At 70.5% G+C, this 15,995-nt stretch carries 16 protein-coding genes and 1 pseudogene; 5 read left to right on the forward strand and 12 right to left on the reverse strand.

The features are described from left to right. Nucleotides 1-116: 116 nt before the first annotated feature. The 9 genes from ABZ848_RS20395 to ABZ848_RS20435 all read right to left on the reverse strand — a co-directional run bounded on the left by ABZ848_RS20395 (nucleotide 117) and on the right by ABZ848_RS20435 (nucleotide 10,521). Nucleotides 117-3,806 carry a family 78 glycoside hydrolase catalytic domain gene (locus ABZ848_RS20395; protein WP_360833632.1) on the reverse strand — a complete coding sequence of 1,230 codons (3,690 nt, stop codon included), beginning with the start codon at nucleotides 3,804-3,806 and terminating at the stop codon, nucleotides 117-119. A 93-nt stretch (nucleotides 3,807-3,899) separates the two neighbouring features. Next, nucleotides 3,900-4,133: a ferredoxin gene (locus ABZ848_RS20400; RefSeq protein WP_360833634.1), complete on the reverse strand. Its 234-nt coding sequence runs from the start codon at nucleotides 4,131-4,133 to the stop codon at nucleotides 3,900-3,902. Then, nucleotides 4,130-5,326, reverse strand: a complete 1,197-nt coding sequence (locus tag ABZ848_RS20405) for a cytochrome P450 (protein WP_360833636.1) — start codon at nucleotides 5,324-5,326, stop codon at nucleotides 4,130-4,132. Before ABZ848_RS20405 ends, ABZ848_RS20400 begins: the two co-directional genes overlap by 4 nt. A gap of 25 nt (nucleotides 5,327-5,351) precedes the next feature. After that, complete coding sequence (locus ABZ848_RS20410) at nucleotides 5,352-6,188, reverse strand: mycofactocin-coupled SDR family oxidoreductase (RefSeq protein WP_360833638.1); 837 nt, start codon at nucleotides 6,186-6,188, stop codon at nucleotides 5,352-5,354. A gap of 53 nt (nucleotides 6,189-6,241) precedes the next feature. Further along, nucleotides 6,242-6,862 (reverse strand): SRPBCC family protein, encoded by a 621-nt coding sequence (locus ABZ848_RS20415; protein WP_360833640.1) that lies wholly within the window; start codon nucleotides 6,860-6,862, stop codon nucleotides 6,242-6,244. Then, the gene (locus ABZ848_RS20420; protein ID WP_360833642.1) at nucleotides 6,859-7,338 is read right to left on the reverse strand and encodes a (2Fe-2S)-binding protein; all 480 of its coding nucleotides are present in this window, start codon (nucleotides 7,336-7,338) and stop codon (nucleotides 6,859-6,861) included. The genes ABZ848_RS20415 and ABZ848_RS20420 overlap by 4 nt, the downstream gene beginning before the upstream one ends. Then, nucleotides 7,331-8,206 (reverse strand): xanthine dehydrogenase family protein subunit M, encoded by an 876-nt coding sequence (locus ABZ848_RS20425; protein ID WP_360833644.1) that lies wholly within the window; start codon nucleotides 8,204-8,206, stop codon nucleotides 7,331-7,333. The genes ABZ848_RS20420 and ABZ848_RS20425 overlap by 8 nt, the downstream gene beginning before the upstream one ends. Further along, nucleotides 8,203-9,078 carry a molybdopterin cofactor-binding domain-containing protein gene (locus ABZ848_RS20430; protein ID WP_360833646.1) on the reverse strand — a complete coding sequence of 292 codons (876 nt, stop codon included), beginning with the start codon at nucleotides 9,076-9,078 and terminating at the stop codon, nucleotides 8,203-8,205. Before ABZ848_RS20430 ends, ABZ848_RS20425 begins: the two co-directional genes overlap by 4 nt. Beyond that, the gene (locus tag ABZ848_RS20435; protein WP_360833648.1) at nucleotides 9,079-10,521 is read right to left on the reverse strand and encodes a xanthine dehydrogenase family protein molybdopterin-binding subunit; all 1,443 of its coding nucleotides are present in this window, start codon (nucleotides 10,519-10,521) and stop codon (nucleotides 9,079-9,081) included. It lies immediately after the preceding gene. Between the two features lie 122 nt (nucleotides 10,522-10,643). Between ABZ848_RS20435 and ABZ848_RS20440 the strand changes: the two genes are divergently transcribed. Further along, nucleotides 10,644-11,237, forward strand: coding sequence for a helix-turn-helix domain-containing protein (locus ABZ848_RS20440; RefSeq protein WP_360833650.1), 594 nt, complete (start codon nucleotides 10,644-10,646; stop codon nucleotides 11,235-11,237). A 39-nt stretch (nucleotides 11,238-11,276) separates the two neighbouring features. Further along, nucleotides 11,277-11,903, forward strand: a complete 627-nt coding sequence (locus ABZ848_RS20445) for a TetR/AcrR family transcriptional regulator (RefSeq protein ID WP_360833652.1) — start codon at nucleotides 11,277-11,279, stop codon at nucleotides 11,901-11,903. 11 nt (nucleotides 11,904-11,914) lie between these two features. Here the strand turns inward: ABZ848_RS20445 and ABZ848_RS20450 are convergent. Then, nucleotides 11,915-12,112: pseudogene (locus tag ABZ848_RS20450) on the reverse strand (DoxX family protein); the annotation flags it as partial. A gap of 100 nt (nucleotides 12,113-12,212) precedes the next feature. Between ABZ848_RS20450 and ABZ848_RS20455 the strand changes: the two are divergent. After that, nucleotides 12,213-12,650 carry a MarR family transcriptional regulator gene (locus tag ABZ848_RS20455; protein WP_360833654.1) on the forward strand — a complete coding sequence of 146 codons (438 nt, stop codon included), beginning with the start codon at nucleotides 12,213-12,215 and terminating at the stop codon, nucleotides 12,648-12,650. Continuing rightward, complete coding sequence (locus ABZ848_RS20460; protein ID WP_360833656.1) at nucleotides 12,647-14,398, forward strand: MFS transporter; 1,752 nt, start codon at nucleotides 12,647-12,649, stop codon at nucleotides 14,396-14,398. Before ABZ848_RS20455 ends, ABZ848_RS20460 begins: the two co-directional genes overlap by 4 nt. Here the strand turns inward: ABZ848_RS20460 and ABZ848_RS20465 are convergent. Further along, the gene (locus tag ABZ848_RS20465) at nucleotides 14,359-14,904 is read right to left on the reverse strand and encodes an HAD domain-containing protein (RefSeq protein ID WP_360833658.1); all 546 of its coding nucleotides are present in this window, start codon (nucleotides 14,902-14,904) and stop codon (nucleotides 14,359-14,361) included. The two genes, ABZ848_RS20460 and ABZ848_RS20465, sit on opposite strands and share 40 nt — an antisense overlap. Nucleotides 14,905-14,976: 72 nt before the next feature. Between ABZ848_RS20465 and ABZ848_RS20470 the strand changes: the two genes are divergently transcribed. Then, a complete protein-coding gene (locus tag ABZ848_RS20470) occupies nucleotides 14,977-15,423 on the forward strand; it encodes a hypothetical protein (RefSeq protein WP_360833660.1) in 447 nt (148 codons plus the stop codon). Nucleotides 15,424-15,485: 62 nt separating this feature from the next. Here the strand turns inward: ABZ848_RS20470 and ABZ848_RS20475 are convergent, their stop codons facing one another. Next, nucleotides 15,486-15,875: a VOC family protein gene (locus ABZ848_RS20475; protein WP_360833662.1), complete on the reverse strand. Its 390-nt coding sequence runs from the start codon at nucleotides 15,873-15,875 to the stop codon at nucleotides 15,486-15,488. Nucleotides 15,876-15,995 lie beyond the last annotated feature (120 nt).

The following is a 15,995-nucleotide window of genomic DNA, read 5'->3' on the forward strand; positions in this document are numbered from 1 at the left end:
GGCGCCGCGCGTGACCATCACTTCAGCCACCTTCGGTTACCGAACCAAGTCATCCGGAACAAAGCAGAGTTACGGACCCCTCACGCCGAACCGGGCGTGAGGGACACGGATTTGAATTACGCGTTGAAGCGGTACGACCCCGCCCGCGCCCGGTACACCGCATAGGCGGCGCCACCCGACGACTCGTCACGGACGTGGGTGACGCCGCTCGGCGCGCTCACCGGTTTGTCCTGTGTGGGCACCCAGATCTCGGCCTCGGTGTTGTACGGGACGGTGACCGCGAGGTCGATCCGGCCGTCCGCCCTCCGCCGCCACTCAGAGGCCACCGTGCCGCGTACGGTGTCGATCGAGGAGCTGACGTGGTCGAGGGTCGCGGGCGACAGGTCGGTGTCGTCGACGCTCTTCGGGACCTCGCTGTTGACCGCGACGGAGGGGATGTACGGCCGAACTCGCAGCGTTTCGTAGGCTGTTGAGGTCGGCTTGATGCCGGCGAGGCTCTGGTAGAACCAGCTCGCCACGTTGGAGCGGTAGTGGTGGTCGACCGAGAGCCGGTCGGTCCACTGCTCCCACAGCGAGGTCGCGCCCTTGGCGATCTGGTGGACGTAGCCGGGCACGCCGGTCTGGGTGACGGCCTTGAGCGCGATGTCCGTGTAGCCGTAGTCGCTGAGGATGTTGAACTCGTAGCGCGAGCCGTACATGTCGTTCTGGATGTGGTGGTCGGCGGCGACGATCCGGTCGGCGAGCAGCTTCGCGAGGGCCCGCTTGTTCTCGGCGACTGGCTTCGTGCCCGCGAGGTGGCGGGGGTCGTCCGGGTCGAGGTCGGAGCCCGGGACCAGGTCGAAGGCGATGGCCAGGGTGTTCTCGCTGGAGATGCTGCCCTGGGTGAAGTGGCCCAGGCCGGGGTCCCAGTAGTCGGCGATGAAGGCCTTGCGCAGGGTGCGGGCCAACTCGGCGTAGTGGGCGGCGCGTTCGGTGCGGCCGAGACGCCGTCCCACCTCGTCCATGTAGTCGCAGAAGTGGATGTAGAAGGCGAGGCTGATGACGGCGTTGCTGCCGGGGGCCTCCGCGCCGGAGTAGGCGCCCAGGGAGGCCTCGAACTTGTAGTCGTTCTCGGCGGTGAACAGGGTCTCGTAGTAGGTGAGGAGCGTGTCCTGGTGGTCGTACAGCTCGGCGTAGAGGCTGCTGTTGCCGTAGTACGTGTGCAGTTCGCGCGGGATGACGAAGAAGGCCGAGTCCCAGGCCGGTACCGCCTTCCACGCCGCGCTCCAGCCGGGCGTGTGGTCGTAGCCGTAACCGCCCTTGGCGACGGGGACGAACATGGGGAGTTGGCCGGTGGAGATCTGGGTGTCGGGGAAGTGGCGCAGATAGTTGGTGAGGACGGCGTTCACGTCCCAGGTGAGTGACTGGGACTCGGAGCTGGCCATGGCGTCGCCGGTCCAGCCGTTCTTCTCCCGGGACGGGGTGTCGGTGGGCTTCTGGACGAGGTTGTTCTGCTCGGCCCATTCCAGGTTGCTCTGGAGGCGGTTGATCAGGGCGTTGTCGGTGGTGAAGGTGCCGGTGCGGGCGAAGCCGGTCCGGGCGACGGCGACGGTCAGGACCTCGGAGTCCCTGGCGAGGTCGGGGATCCGGCCGAGGACGGCTTCGAGGTTCATGACTTCGAGGTAACGGAAGCCGAAGTGGCTGAACTGCTGTTCCCAGGTCTGCGCCGGCCGTCTGCCCAGGGTGTAGTAGTGGGTCTGGAGGTTGGCGTCGTGCTGGTAGTTCTCCTCCTCGACCGAGAGCGGGGAGGCCGTGGTGCCGTCGCCGCTCGCGATGCGGTTGCCGCCGCGGATGCGGAGGGTGAGGCCTTCCTTGTCGGGGCGGATGCCGGTGAGGGACAGCCGGACGAGGCCGGTCATGATCTGGCCGTAGTCCAGGACCCAGACGCCTGAGCCGGGTGCCGTCTCGGTGAGCGACACCGGGCGCAGGATCCGGTTCACCAGCACCGGCTCGGCCGCGTGGGCCCGTACGGCGGCGGGCTTGAAGCCCTCGGGGATCGTCGTGGCGGGCAGTACGCCGTGGTACTTCGGGGACGGGCCGGAGCAACTGCCCGGCGGGATCAGGACAGTTGCCGGGCGCCAGTCGCGTCCGGTGCGGTGGCCGGCCGACCGCCACTCCCCCAGCTCCTCGGCGCGCCGGGCGTCGTACTTCTCCCCCGAGTAGACGGAGTCGAAGACGGTCGGCCCGTCCGTGGTGAGCCAGTCCTCGTCGGTGACCAGCGTGGTCGTGGAGCCGTCGGTGCAGGTCACGACGAGCTTGGCGCGCAGACGGGGCTGGCCGGTGTACGGGGCGAGCTGCCAGTACCACTCCTGAGGGGTCGTCACTCCATACCAGCCGCGGCCGAGTTCGGCGGCGAGGACGTTCTCGCCGCCCGCGCGGAGCAGTGCGGTGACGTCGAAGGTGTCGTAGAGGACCGTACGGTCGTAGGTGCTCTGGTCGGTGAGGAGGCGGGGCACGTTGGTGCGGTCGCCGGTCGGCGGCTTGCCGTCGACGGTGAGGGGGGCGCCGTTGACGGTGAGGGGGGCGCCGTTGACGGTGAGGGTGACGTTGCCCGCGGCGCTCAGGTGGAGACGGGCCCTGGCGATACGGCGGCCGCGCGGGAGGGTGAAGGCGCGGCGCAGGAGCGGGGCCGGGGCGGCGATGGGCAGGATCGCGTTCTTGGCGGGGATGTACGGATTCTTCGGCGGGAAGGTCAGGCCGGCGAGGGTGGCGATGCCGCTCTCGAAGGGGTTGGCGCCGGTGGTGAGGTCGACGGCGAAGTCCCGGGCGCCGGTGCCGGTGACCTTGACGCCGCGGATGGTGGCGCCGGTGCCGCCGGCGAAGCCGAAGCTGCCGTGGCGGCGGATCTGGTCGCCGGTGAGGGTGCGGGTGTCGACCTCGACGCCGTTGACGGTGGTGGTGACGGTGAGGCCGTGGGCCGTGACCTGGACGGTGTGGTCGCGGGTGGCCCAGGTGTCCTTGGTGAGGCCGGTCGTGGCGGGGAGGGTGACCGTGGCGATGGGGACGGTGCGGGTGCCGGCCGTGGTGGGGTTGGTCTCGCTCTGCGGGTCGTAGTGGTTCACGCCCCAGTCGGGCTGTGAAGTGCCGTCGTCGATCCAGGTGTTGCCGGCGTAGTGGCTGGTCCTCATGACCAGCTGCATGTCGTCGCCGCTCCGGCGGAGGGTCCAGTTGAGGCCCTCGCCCCAGGTCTTGCCGATGGGTTCGGCGCGCAGGAGGAGCGAGAGGCCGGACACGGGGTCCGTGCCGCCGCGGAAGACGACGGTGGCGGTGAGGTCGTTCCAGTCGTGGTCCTGCTGTGTGCGGCCGCCGATCCACTGTGCGCCGGACCAGTCCTCGGGTCCGGTCTCCCAGCTCGACGGCTCGCTCCAGGGGCCCGGGGTGCCCTTCTCGTCCCAGGTCCGCACCCGCCAGTGGTACGCCTGCTCCGGGCTCAACGCCCGGCCTCCGTAGGCGACTTCGGTACTGTCGGAGCCCGTGACCTTGCCGCTGCGCCAGACGTCGGCACGACCGCGTCCGGTGCCGACCTGGATCTCGTACGCGGACTGCCGGGCCACCGGAGGGATCCAGCTGAAGGCCGGTGCGGTCCCGGTGTTCAAGGGGGCGACGCGGGAGTCGACCTCCAGGCGCCCCGGAGCGGAAGGGTGTCCCGCGCTCGCCGCCGCGGCGCCGGGTGCGGTGGCGAGCGGGAGCGCGGCCCCGGCTGCCGTCGCCGTCATGATGCCGAGCAGCTGTCTGCGGCTCAGCGCGTTTCCGTTGTCCTCGGCCACGGCTCAGGCCCCTTTGCTTGAATCGTTTCAATACCTTCCAGGTGGTTAGCTTATGAATGCGGGCGTCTCAGCACAATGGTTCGGACAGTGCGCTCAGGACTCCGGCGGGAAGATCCGCTCCCCGGTCTTGGCGTGCTTGATGCCGATGGCTTCGATCGGGCACGACTCGGCGACCTCCAGCACGGTCTCGGAGGCGGGCAGCGTCTCGGACCTCGCGCGGCCCTGTCCGCTCTCGTCGAGTTCGAACTCCTCGGGTGCGGAGGCCGCGCACAGGCCGGTGCGGACGCACACGCGTTTGTCGACGGTGACCGTCCAGTGGTCCGTCATCGCCGGGCTCCTTCGATGATGAGCGGCAGGGTCTTCCAGCCGCGGACGGTCGAGGTCTGCGCCAGCTCCGCGTGGTCCCAGTCGACGTCCCAGCCGGGGAAGCGGGCGAGGATCTCCTCCGCGGCGACGCGGCCCTCCAGGCGGGCCAGGGCCGCGCCCAGGCAGTAGTGGGCGCCGACGCCGAAGCTCATGTGCTGGGTGATCCGGTGGATGTCGAAGGTGTCCGGGTCGGGGAAGCGGCGCGGGTCGCGGTTGGCGGCTGCCTGGATGAACAGGATGGCGCTTCCCGCCGGGACCGTACGGTCGTACAGCCGGACGTCCTCGGTGACGTACCGTGCGGTGAACGGGCCGGTCGGTTCGAAGCGGAGGATCTCCTCGACGGCGTTCGGGATGAGGGTCGGGTCGGCCGCCAACTCCCGTCGTGCGTCGGGGAATCGGGCCATCAGCGCGCCGAACCAGCCGATCAGGCGGCCGGTGGTCTCGTTGCCGGCGCCGGCGACCACCGTGCAGTAGGTGAGGACCTCGTCGTCGGTGAGCGTGCGGGTGACGCCGTTCTCGTCCTCGAACTCGGCGGTCATCAGGTCGGTCATGAGGTCGTCCGAGGGGTGCTGCTTGCGCCACTCGATGTAGGCCTTGAAGGCGTCCGTGCTGAGGATGTTCTCGTGGTCGATCTTGCCGCCGTCCCGGGTACCCAGGGTGTCGTCGGTGTAGTCGCGGATGGCGGGCTGGTCGGCCTCCGGGATGCCGAGCAGCATCCCGATCACGCGCATCGGCATCTCGGCGCCGACGGCCTCGACGAGGTCGAAGCGCTCGGCGCCGGTGACCGGTTCGAGGGCGCGCCTGCAGTAGGCCCGTACGCGCGGTTCGAGGGTGGCGATCCGGCGGGGCGTGAAGACGCGGGCGAGCAGGCGGCGGTGGATGTCATGGACCGGCGGGTCCTCGAAGATGAGGGTGCCGGGCGGGAGTTCGAGGTCCGCCTGGATGATCTCCAGGATGTCTCCGCGGGCGGAGGAGTAGGTCTGCCAGTCGGCGAGGCCGCGCTGGACGTCGGCGTGCCGGCTGACGGCGTAGAAGTCGTGTTGCTCGTTGTGGTAGAGCGGGGCCTCCTCGCGCAGGCGTGCGTACAGGGGGTAGGGGTCGCGGGCGAGGTCGGGGTCGTAGGGGTCCCAGTAGAGGGTGTCGGTGGCGGTCACGGGCACAACTCCTCTGCTGTGCGGCTCACTTGAGGAGGGCGCCGGCGTCGATCGGGAGGGTGACGCCGGTGATGAACCGGGACTCGTCGGAGGCGAGGAAGAGGACGGCGTTGCTGATGTCGAGCGGCTCGACCCAGGGGGTGGGGAGCATGTGCATGCCCTGCGAGACCGCCGCGAAGTCGTCGACGGTGGGGTTCTCCAGGTCGGGGCGGAACATGCGGTAGGTGCCCTCGTGCATCACCATCGGTGTGTTGACCTGGGTGGGGTGCAGGGAGTTGACGCGGATGCCGTGCGGCCCCAACTCCGTTGCCAGCGTGCGCATCAGGCCGACGACACCGTGTTTGGCGGCGATGTAGTGGCCGATGTTCGGGTAGGCCTTCAGGCCGCCGACCGAGCTGGTCAGGACGACCGCGCCGCCCCGGCCCCCGGCGACGATGTGCGGGGTGGAGACCTTGGTGGACAGCCAGACGCCGGTGAGGTTGACGTCGATCATGTCGCGCCAGGTCTTCTCCCCCATGGCGTCGAGCGTGGCGCCGTCGCTGCCGAGGCCGGCGTTGGCCACCACGATGTCAAGACGCCCGAACTCGGCGACGCCGTCGTCCACCGCGGCCTTGAGCGCGTCGTGGTCGCGGACGTCGGCCTGCACGGCGTGGATCCGCCGGCCCAGTTTCTGCACCTGGTTGACGGTCTCCTCCAGGTCCTCCGGTGTGGACATCGGGAAGACGACGCCGTCGAGCTGCTTGCACACGTCGATCGCGATGATGTCGGCGCCTTCCTCGGCCAGCCGTACGGCGTGGCTGCGGCCCTGGCCGCGGGCGGCACCGGTGATGAAGGCGACCTTGCCTTCGACTCGTCCGGGCATGACTGACCTCTCTTCGTGGGTGGGTTGAGGGGCGTTGGGGTGACGGTGGTGGGTCACCGTGCGGTGCGTCGGAGGCTGCGCAGGACCAGCGCGAGCAGGAGCAGCGCGGCGAGTGCGGTGGCGATCGGGGGCAGCCGCTTGAGGGCTCCGGTCGCCTCGACGAGGTCGATGGGGTCGGCGGTGGGCGGTCGTACGACGGTGGGCTCGTCCGACGCCATGTCCGGTGCCGTGGCCGCGAGTTCGGCGGCGAGGTTCTCGGCGAACCGCCCGATGAGCGTGCCCGCCACCTCGGCGAGCGTGCCGCGGCCGAACTGGGCGGGCTTGCCGGTGACGGCGAGATCGGTCTCCACGAGCACGTCGGTGGCGCCGCCGCCGGAGTCGACGAGACGACAGGTCACGGTCGCTTTGGCGGTCCCGTTGCCGCGCGTCTCCCGGCCGGTCGCGTTCAACACCACTGTCTTCGCCGCCTCGTTGAGCGACACGAAGGTGACGGTTCCGCTGTAGGTGAGGCCGATGGGCCCGAGCTTCACCTTGATCCGGCCCCGGAAGCTGTCGCCGTCCCGGCCGGTGAGCGTCGCCCCGGGCACGCACGGGGTGATGCGCTCGATGTCGAGGAGCACCCGCCATGCCTCCCCCACCGCCACCGGAATGGTCAGCGTGCTCTGCAGTCTCATGCGCGGTCCTCGCTGTCGGCGGCGGCCCGGACCGCGTTGACGATGCCCTGGTAGCCGGTGCAGCGGCACAGGTTCCCGGACAGGGCCTCGCGGATCTCCTCGCCGGTCGGCTTGGGGTTCTCGGCGAGGAACGCGGTCACGGAGATGACGAACCCCGGCGTGCAGAAGCCGCACTGCAGTCCGTGGTGCTCACGGAACGCGGCCTGTACGACGGACAGTTGACCGTCGGCCGACGCGATCCCCTCGACGGTCGTCACCTCGCTCCCGTCGGCCTGCACGGCGAACACCAGGCAGGCGCGCACCGCCTCACCGTTCAGCAGCACCGTGCAGGCCCCGCAGACGCCGTGCTCGCAGCCCAAGTGGGTGCCGGTCAGGCCGCAGTTGACGCGCAGGAAGTCGGCGAGGGTGAGGCGGGGTGGCACGGTGTCCCGGCGCACGGTCCCGTTGACCCGTACCCGGACATCGACGTCAGCCATGGACTGCCTCTCGTACGGCGCGCCGCCAGGCCCGGGCCACCATGGCCGCGCCGACGCGCCGGCGGTATGCGGCCGACCCGTGCAGGTCGGAGGGGATCGAGTCGAGGTCGGCGACGGCGAGGCTCCCGATGCCGTCGGCCTTGTCCAAGTCGGGCTCGGTGCCGATGAGTTCCGCCTCCGCCGTGCGGGCCCTGCGCGGGGCCGGGCCGAGTCCGAACAGGGCTATGGCACACCGGTCGATCCGCCCGGCGGCATCGAGGCCGACGGCGACCGTGGCGCCGGCGAGCGCGAAGTCGCCGCTGCGGCGGGCGAATTCCTCGACGGCGAACCCGCAGGGCGGCCACCAGACGGGGAAGACGGCGCCCGTGAGGAGTTCGTCCTCGGCCAGGGCCGTGGTCCAGGTCCCGGTGAAGAAGCGCCCGGCCGGGATCGTACGGCGCCCCCGCACCGACAGCGCTTCGAGCTCTGCGTCGAGGGTCAGTGCCACCGCCGGGTACTCGGCCGCGGCGTCGGCGTGGGCGAGGGAGCCGCCGAGGGTGCCGCGGTTGCGGATCTGGAAGTGGCCGATGAGCGGGGTCGCACGGGCGAGGAGAGGTGTCAACCGCCGTAATTCTTCCGAGCGTTGGATGGCGGCCTGGGTGGTCGTGGCGCCGATGCGCACCGAGGTGTCGCGGGGTTCGATGCCCCGCAGCGCTTCCACGCGGCGCAGATCGATGAGATGCCCGAACGACGCGAGCCGCAGGGCCAGCATCGGAACCAGGCTCTGCCCGCCCGCGATGACCTTCGCCTCCTCGCCCAGCTCGGCGAGGAGCGCGACGGTCTCCTCGGCGCTGTCCGGCGCGTGGTAGTCGAACGCGGCCGGTTTCATGCGCTCCTCCTGCGGGCCTGCTCGACGAGGTCGACGATCGACGCGGGTGTCAGCGGCAGCCTGCTGATGCGCACGCCGAGCGGTGCGAGGGCGTCGGCGACGGCGTTCACCACGGCGGGCGCGGAGCCGATCGCGCCGCCCTCGCCCACGCCTTTGTGGCCGCCGGGTCCGGGGCTCGGTGTCTCGATGTGCCCGAGTTCGATGGTCGGTACCTCGGTGGCCGTGGGCAGGAGGTAGTCCATGAAGGTGGTCGCGAGGGGGTTGCCGTCCTCGTCGTGGGCGAGGTGCTCGTACAGTGCGCCGCCGATGCCCTGGACCGTGCCGCCGTGGATCTGCCCCTCCACCACACTGGGGTTGATCATCGGCCCGCAGTCCTCGCTGACGATGTACCGCAGCAGCTTCACGGCGCCGGTGGCCAGGTCGACCTCGCAGGTGCAGACGTGGGTGGCGTTGGCCCAGATCATGAAGTGCGGGGTGCGGTAGCGTCCGGTGGCCTCCAGGCCGGCCGGGACGCCAGGTGGCAGGGCGTGGGGCTGGAAGTAGGCGAGGTCGGCGATCTCGGCGAAGGTGAGGCCCGTCGAAGGGTCCCCCTTCACGGCTGCCCGGCCGCCGGTCAACTCCAGGTCTCCGACGGCGACTTCGAGGCGGTGTGCGGCGATGGCGAGGATGCGCTCGCGTAGTCCGGAGGCGGTCTCGGCGATGGCGCCGGCGGTCATCGGACCCGAGCGGCTGCCGCCTGTTCCGGCGCCGTACGGAGTGAGGGCGGTGTCACCCTGGATGGTGGCGACGTCCTCGACGGCCGCCCCGAGCGCGTCCGCGGTGAGCTGGACGACCGTCGTCTCCAGGCTGTTCCCGCAGGATCCGCCGGCCATCTAGACGTTCACCTTGCCGGACGGCTCGATACGGATGGTGGCGCCCTCGGTGCCGTGGAACGGCGTCGCGCCCGCGGTCGGTTCGACATACGTACAGGTGCCGACGCCGAGGTGACGGCCCTGCGCGCGGGCCTGTTCCTGTTCGCGCCGGAAGGCCGGGTGGTCGAGGATCTCCAGGGCCTGCTCGAAGGTCTCGTACGGGGTGATGTCGTCGTAGGGCATGCCGTTGAAGTTCGCCGTGGGCAGGTCCTCACGGCGCAGCATGTTGCGGCGCCTCAACTCGACCGGATCCAGCCCGAGTTCACGGGCGGCGGTGTCGAGGAGGACCTCGCGGGCCATCGACTCGAACTGCCAGGGGCCGCGATACGCGACCCGGCCGCTGGTGTTGGAGAAGACGAAGCGGGAGCGGAAGGTGCCCTCGGGGATGCGGTACGGGCCGGGGAAGAGCATGCCGACGGCGATGCCGCTCTGCACCGGGGACGGGGTCGGATAGGCGCCGGCGTCCTGGACGTGGTCGAGGGTGGCGGCCAGGATGCGGCCGTCGCCGTCGAGGGCCATGCGGGCCTCACCATGCTCGTGGCGGGCCTGTCCGGCGGCGAGGAGGTGTTCCTGCCGGTCCTCGATCCACTTGAGGGCGGCGGGCAGCTTCACGGCGGCCAGCATCACGCACATGTCCTCACGCTGCGGCAGCACCTTCTGCCCGAAGCCGCCGCCGGTGTCCCGCATGACGACCCGCACCCGGTGCTCGTCGACGCCCAGCAGCCGGGAGCAGAAGGAGCGGACCTCGTGCGGGGACTGGGTCGCCGCCCAGATCGTCATCTCCCCCGCGGGCGCCGACCATTCGGCGACGATGCCGCGGGTCTCCATTGGGACCGGGCCGTAGGCCTGCTGGTGGACGGTCACGCTCACGACGTGCGGGGCGCTGTCGAAGACGGGCGCGAGATCCTCCATGGGGCGCCCGGCGAGTTCGCCCACCAGGTTGCCGGGGTGGGTCGCGTGCACCGACTCGGTGGACTCCAGCGCGGTGGCGTAGTCGACGACCGGAGGCAGCTCCTCGTAGTCGACGACGACCGACTCGGCCGCGTCCTCGGCCACATAGCGGTCCACGGCCACGACCATCGCGACCGGGTCGCCGACGAACCTCACCTCGTCCTCGGCGAGCGGCGGGCGCGGTGTGTCGGGGTGGTCGCGCCCGTTCAGCGTGTACCACTGCTCGCGCACACCGGGGTTGAGGTCGGCGGCCGTGAACACGGCGTGCACGCCGTCGAGTTGGAGCGCGTCCGAGACGTCGATCCCGGCGATGCGGGCCCGGGCGAGCGGGCTGCGGACGAAGCAGGCGTGGAGCATGCCGGGGCGGACGATGTCGTCGACGTAGGTGCCGGTGCCGGTCAGCAGCCGCGGGTCCTCGACGCGCGGAATGCGGGTGCCCGTATAGCGAGCCATGCGACTGGCCCTCCGTCCATGCTGAACGAGTGTTTAACACGAGCGCTGAACAAGTGTTTAACATCGGTGGGTGGAACCGTCAAGGAGATCGGCGCGTGGAACCGTCAAGGAGAATGAGCCGCATGACCGCACCCCGCCGCATGGGCACCGAGAACTCGAAGACCCGCCAGGTGCTGCTCGACGTCACCGAGCGCCTGATGCTCAAGGAGGGGTACGCGGCGGTGGGCATCCGCCGGGTCGCGCGCGAGGCCGAGGTGGCGCCGGCGCTGGTGCTGTACTACTTCCGCACGCTCGACGACCTGTTCCTGGCCGTGCTGCGGCGGCGCGGCGACGAGGAGTTGGAGCGGCAGATCCGCCTCCTCGACGGGCCGCGGCCGCTGCGCGCGCTGTGGCAGCTCAACAGCCATCCGGGCAACGCGCTGACCACGGAGTTCACCGCGCTCGCCAACCACCGCAAGGCGATCCGCGCCGAGTTGGCCGAGCGCGCCGAGCGCTACCGCGAGGCCCAGCTGGAGGCGCTCACCCGCCGCCTCACGGAGACCGGCGTGGAGCTGCCGCCCGAACTCTCCCCCGCGGTGCTGCTCATGCTGACGAACGCGCTCGGGCGGATCATCATGATGGAGAACACGATGGGCATGACCGCACGGCACGCGGAAGCCCTCGCGTTCGTGGAGCAGATGCTCCAGCGGTACGAGGGTGCCTCCGCGGACGGCTGAGGGCTGATCGGCGTACCGGACCGGGAGGGTGGTTGCACTGTGGGGCAGACCAAAGGCCGGGCCAAAGCGCGCGGGCCGTACGCCGGGACGCCGGCGCGCAGGGCGGAGATCGTACGGGCGGCCCGTGACAGCTTCGCCGAGAAGGGCTACGCCAAGGCCTCCCTGCGGGACATCGCCGAACGGGCCGGGATCACCCATGCCGGCCTTCTCCACCACTTCCGCGACAAGGACGAGTTGCTGACCGAGGTGCTCGCCCAGCGCGACGCGGAGGAGTGGCAGCAGGGTCTGGCCCAGGTCGGCGGCTTCGACCAACTGGCGCCGTATCTCGGCGGGTTGCTCCGGCACCACCAGAAGGCGCCGGAGCTGATGCGGCTGTGGATCGAGCTCGCCGTGGGGGCGTCACGGCCCGGGCACCCGGCCCACGTCTACTTCGTCGAGCGCTATGAGCGCAGTCGCGCCCAGTTCTCGGACGGTTTCCCGGACGAGGCGGCCCGCGGCAGACTGCGCGAGGGCATCAGCCCCGAGAACGCCGCGATCCTGTTCCATGCCGTACTGAACGGGCTCCAGTTGCAGTGGGTCCTCGACCAGGACCTCGACATCGTCGGCCCGGTCAAGGACTTCGTGCGGCTGCTGTTCGTCGAGAGCGAGGGCGAGGGCGACGAGTAGTCGGCCGCCGCTCCGCCGCCGGCGAGCGCGATGCCGCCGAGCGCGGCCAGCGGGACGAGGACCGGTGCGATGTCGGTCGCGGCCGGGAGGATCAGGCCGAACCCCACCGCCGCGTCCAGCACGCCCAGCGTCTTCACTGATGCGTCGGAGAACTGGGACACCCAGCCGAAGGTTTCGGCGAGCTCGGTCCGCTCTCGCAGGACCTTCATGGCACCGACTGCTGGGCCGCTTGTCCAAATTTGAACAGGTCGTCACATTTACTAACAATTGATTGAACAGTCCAGACTGATAAACCTAATGTTAGTACCCATGAGAGCGGATACGAGCGACAGCACACGGCTCGCCTCCGAGTTGCGGCTCGCGGTGGGGCGTATGACGCGGCGGCTGCGGCAGGCCCACGCCGTGGGGGACGTATCGCTGTCGGGTGTGTCCGTGCTGGCCCGGCTGGCCGCCGACGGGCCCGACTCGCCGACCTCGCTCGCCGAGATGGAGCGCGTGCGTCCGCAGGCGATGGCGAGCACCCTCGCGGTGCTCGAACAGCGCGGGCTGGTCCGTCGTACCCCTGACGCGGCAGACGGGCGGCGGAGCATCGTGGAGGTCACCGAGCAGGGGCGGGCCATGCTGGCCGAGCGGCGCTCCGAGTCGGTGCAGCGGCTGGCCGCGGTCCTCGACGAGTTCACCGACCGGGAGCGCGCCACGCTCGCGGCGGCTCTGCCGCTCCTCGACCGGATGGCGGAGCGGCTGTGAAGGCGCGCTCCGAGCCCGGGCCCGGCTACAAGTGGGTCGCGCTGTCGAACACCACGCTCGGCGTGCTGATAGCCACGATGGACGCCTCCATCGTGATCATCTCGCTGCCCGCCATCTTCCGCGGTATCGGCCTCGACCCGCTCGCGCCCGGCAACATCGGCTATCTGCTGTGGATGATCCTGGGCTATCTGCTGGTCTCGGCCGTGCTCGTGGTCGTGCTCGGCCGGCTCGGCGACATGTTCGGCCGGGTACGGATCTACAACCTCGGCTTCCTGATCTTCGCGGGTGCGTCCGTCGCGCTCTCCCTCGACCCGTTCCACGCGGGGGCGGGCGCCCTGTGGCTGATCCTGTGGCGCATAGTCCAGGCCTTCGGCGGGTCCATGCTCACCGCCAACTCGGCGGCCATCCTCACCGACGCGTTCCCGGCCCGGCAGCGCGGCATGGCGCTGGGCATCAACCAGATCACCGCGCTCGCCGGACAGTTCCTCGGCCTCCTCGCGGGCGGATTCCTCGCGGCGGTCGACTGGCGCGCCGTGTTCTGGGTGAGCGTCCCGATCAGCGTCACCGGGACGATCTGGTCGTACGTCAGTCTCCGGGAGACCGCGACGGGCCGCCCCGGCCGCGTCGACTGGCTCGGCAACGTCACCTTCGCGTCGGGCGCCGGCATCCTCCTGGCCGCGATCACCTACGGCATCCAGCCCTACGGCGACAGCGCCACCGGCTGGGGAAACCCGTGGGTGCTCACCGGCCTGTCCGGGGGCGTCGTACTGCTACTGCTCTTCTGCTACGTCGAGAAGCGCATCGCCGAACCCATGTTCAACCTGGCCCTGTTCAAGGTCCGGGCGTTCGCCGCGGGCAATCTGGCGGCCCTGCTGACGGCGGTCGCGCGCGGCGGGCTCCAGTTCATGCTCATCATCTGGCTGCAGGGCATCTGGCTGCCCCTGCACGGCTACGACTTCGAGGACACGCCGCTGTGGGCGGGCATCTTCATGCTCCCGCTCACCCTCGGCTTCCTCCTCGCCGGTCCGCTGTCCGGCTACCTGTCCGACCGCTTCGGCGCGCGCCTGTTCTCCACGCTCGGCCTGGCCCTCGTCGCCTGCTCGTTCCTCGGACTGCTCGCCCTGCCGGTCGACTTCGACTACGGCACGTTCGCGGCGCTGCTGCTGCTCAACGGCCTGGGCCAGGGCATGTTCTCCTCACCCAACACGTCCTCGATCATGGGCAGCGTGCCGCCGGAGTACCGGGGAGTCGCCTCGGGCATGCGGTCCACGTTCCAGAACTCCGGTACGGCACTGTCCATCGGCGTGTTCTTCTCCCTGATGGTCTCCGGACTCGCCTCCTCGCTGCCGGGGACACTCAGCCACGGACTCCAGGCGCACGGCGTACCGGCAGCGGCGGCCGAGCACGCCGCGTCGCTGCCGCCGGTCAGCACCCTGTTCGCGACGTTCCTCGGCAACAACCCGATCGAGCACCTGCTCACCTCCCAGGGCGCCCTCGACCACGTCTCCGAGTCCCAGCGCGCCGCCCTGACCGGCCACACCTTCTTCCCGCAACTGGTCTCCGGCCCGTTCCACCACGGCCTGACCATCGTCTTCAGCGTGGCCACCGGCATGGCCGTGATCTCCGCCGTCGCCTCCGCCCTGCGCGGCGGCCACCGAGCGGTGCACGAAGGCGCGGGTCAGCGGCGAACGTCCGCGGCGACCGACGCTCACGGCGCGTCGGAGTCCTCGCACAACACGCCGTCGTAGGAGCCGACTTGGCGCAGCCAGTCCGCCACGACGGCCAGGTCGGTGCCGGTGAGACCGGTGCCGGAATCGACGCCCAGGAGGAGCGCCTGCCCTGCGTGGTGCGACGCCACCCACGCACGGTCGACGTCGGTGATCGCGTCGTCGACCCACACGAACGTGCGCCCCGCCGCGGCCTCGACGAGCGCCCGCGTCTTCCAGTTCAACTCGCCCACCGCGTCCGTCATCGGCGCCTCGGGCAGCTCCGCCACGGGCAGGCCGGGCAGCCCGAGCAGCGGCCCGATCACCGCGTTGGCCCGGTGCATCCACGCGGTCGCCCACACCAGCGCGCAGGGCAGCGCGAGCAGACGCGGGCCGTGGCCGGCATCGATCTTCGCCAGCTGGGGATTGGTCACCTGCTCCCAGTCGCCCCAGCCTTCGAGTGTGGTGGGGAGCCGCGCCCCGGCCAGCGGCAGAAGCGTTCCGTCGACGTCCAGGAAGAGCAGCGGGGGCTCGGCGGGACCGGTCATGCCCGCACGCTATCTGCCCACCGCGGGCCGGACTTGTGCAACCGCCGAACGCCCCTTGATCGTCCCTGATGCGTGAGCTTCCTCCTCAGTCTGTTGTTCGTCGTGATAGCCGTGGTGTCCGGGGTGGCATTCCTCGGCGCGGGCCTCGCCGCCTTGGGGCGCGGTGGCCTCGCGCCGTCATTGCGCGGTCTCGCGTACGTCGTCGCGGCGGGCGCGGCCGCGGTGTACGCGTGGGGCATGCTCGTCGTCGCGGGCGCGGTACTGACGGCGGAGGACGGCGGAACGGACTCGTCCCCGATCATCCCGTGCCGCACGGGCGTCACCGCCTCCGACTACCGGATCGACGACTACCGCGTCTGGTACGTGCCGGTCCGCTTCGTCTGCCACCGCAACGACGGTTCGACGTACGACCGTGAAGTCCCCGGCTATGTGAACCCGACGCTCGCGGCTCTCGCGGCCACCGGCGTGGGCCTGGGGGTCTCCGCCCGGTTCGTGGACGAGCGCGCACGGAAGCCCTGAGTGCGCCGGCCGTCGCCCTCTCCGTCCTCCTCCTCGCGGACCGGCGGAGCAGCTGAGCGGCGTCAGCTCTTGCGCTGGCGCAGGGCGATCCGGTTGCCGTCCGGGTCCACCGCCTCGATGCGGATGCCGTACCCGTAGTCCTCCGGTTCGGGCTGGTCGAAGGTGACTCCGCGGCCGCGCAGCAGCTCGAAGTCCTTCCTCAGGTCGTCCGACTCCAGGAAGACCGGACCGGGCGCGAGGCCCGACTCCGGCTCGGCCGGCACTCCCGCGGACGGCGCGTGGGACCACAGGAGGAGCTCGACCGGGCTGCCGGGGACACCCACGGTGAGGAAACGCTGCTGGAGGCCGGGCGCGTCGACCCGCTTCTCCAGGCCCAGTTGCTCCGTGTAGAAGCTCAGCGCCCGGTCCTGGTCGGTGACGTAGATCGTGACGTACATGATGTTGTTCAGCATCGGATGGTCCTTTCGTTCGGTCCGACGCCTCGCTGACGGATGCCGTCGCGGGTTTGTGACGGCGGCCCCAAATCGCTCTGTCCGCGGGCCACTTGAAAATGCCTGTGATCTTCGGCGACC

Origin of the sequence: Streptomyces sp. NPDC047081 (genome assembly GCF_040643775.1) — a bacterium.
Lineage (GTDB): Bacteria > Actinomycetota > Actinomycetes > Streptomycetales > Streptomycetaceae > Streptomyces.

Excerpts from the sequence above, each read along its gene's own strand:
- ABZ848_RS20400 (WP_360833634.1), bottom strand. The coding sequence starts at position 4,133 with ATGACGGACCACTGGACGGTCACCGTCGACAAACGCGTGTGCGTCCGC.
- ABZ848_RS20410 (WP_360833638.1), bottom strand. The coding sequence starts at position 6,188 with ATGCCCGGACGAGTCGAAGGCAAGGTCGCCTTCATCACCGGTGCCGCC.
- ABZ848_RS20415 (WP_360833640.1), bottom strand. The coding sequence starts at position 6,862 with ATGAGACTGCAGAGCACGCTGACCATTCCGGTGGCGGTGGGGGAGGCA.
- ABZ848_RS20420 (WP_360833642.1), bottom strand. The coding sequence starts at position 7,338 with ATGGCTGACGTCGATGTCCGGGTACGGGTCAACGGGACCGTGCGCCGG.
- ABZ848_RS20425 (WP_360833644.1), bottom strand. The coding sequence starts at position 8,206 with ATGAAACCGGCCGCGTTCGACTACCACGCGCCGGACAGCGCCGAGGAG.
- ABZ848_RS20430 (WP_360833646.1), bottom strand. The coding sequence starts at position 9,078 with ATGGCCGGCGGATCCTGCGGGAACAGCCTGGAGACGACGGTCGTCCAG.
- ABZ848_RS20435 (WP_360833648.1), bottom strand. The coding sequence starts at position 10,521 with ATGGCTCGCTATACGGGCACCCGCATTCCGCGCGTCGAGGACCCGCGG.
- ABZ848_RS20440 (WP_360833650.1), top strand. The coding sequence starts at position 10,644 with ATGACCGCACCCCGCCGCATGGGCACCGAGAACTCGAAGACCCGCCAG.
- ABZ848_RS20455 (WP_360833654.1), top strand. The coding sequence starts at position 12,213 with ATGAGAGCGGATACGAGCGACAGCACACGGCTCGCCTCCGAGTTGCGG.
- ABZ848_RS20465 (WP_360833658.1), bottom strand. The coding sequence starts at position 14,904 with ATGACCGGTCCCGCCGAGCCCCCGCTGCTCTTCCTGGACGTCGACGGA.
- ABZ848_RS20475 (WP_360833662.1), bottom strand. The coding sequence starts at position 15,875 with ATGCTGAACAACATCATGTACGTCACGATCTACGTCACCGACCAGGAC.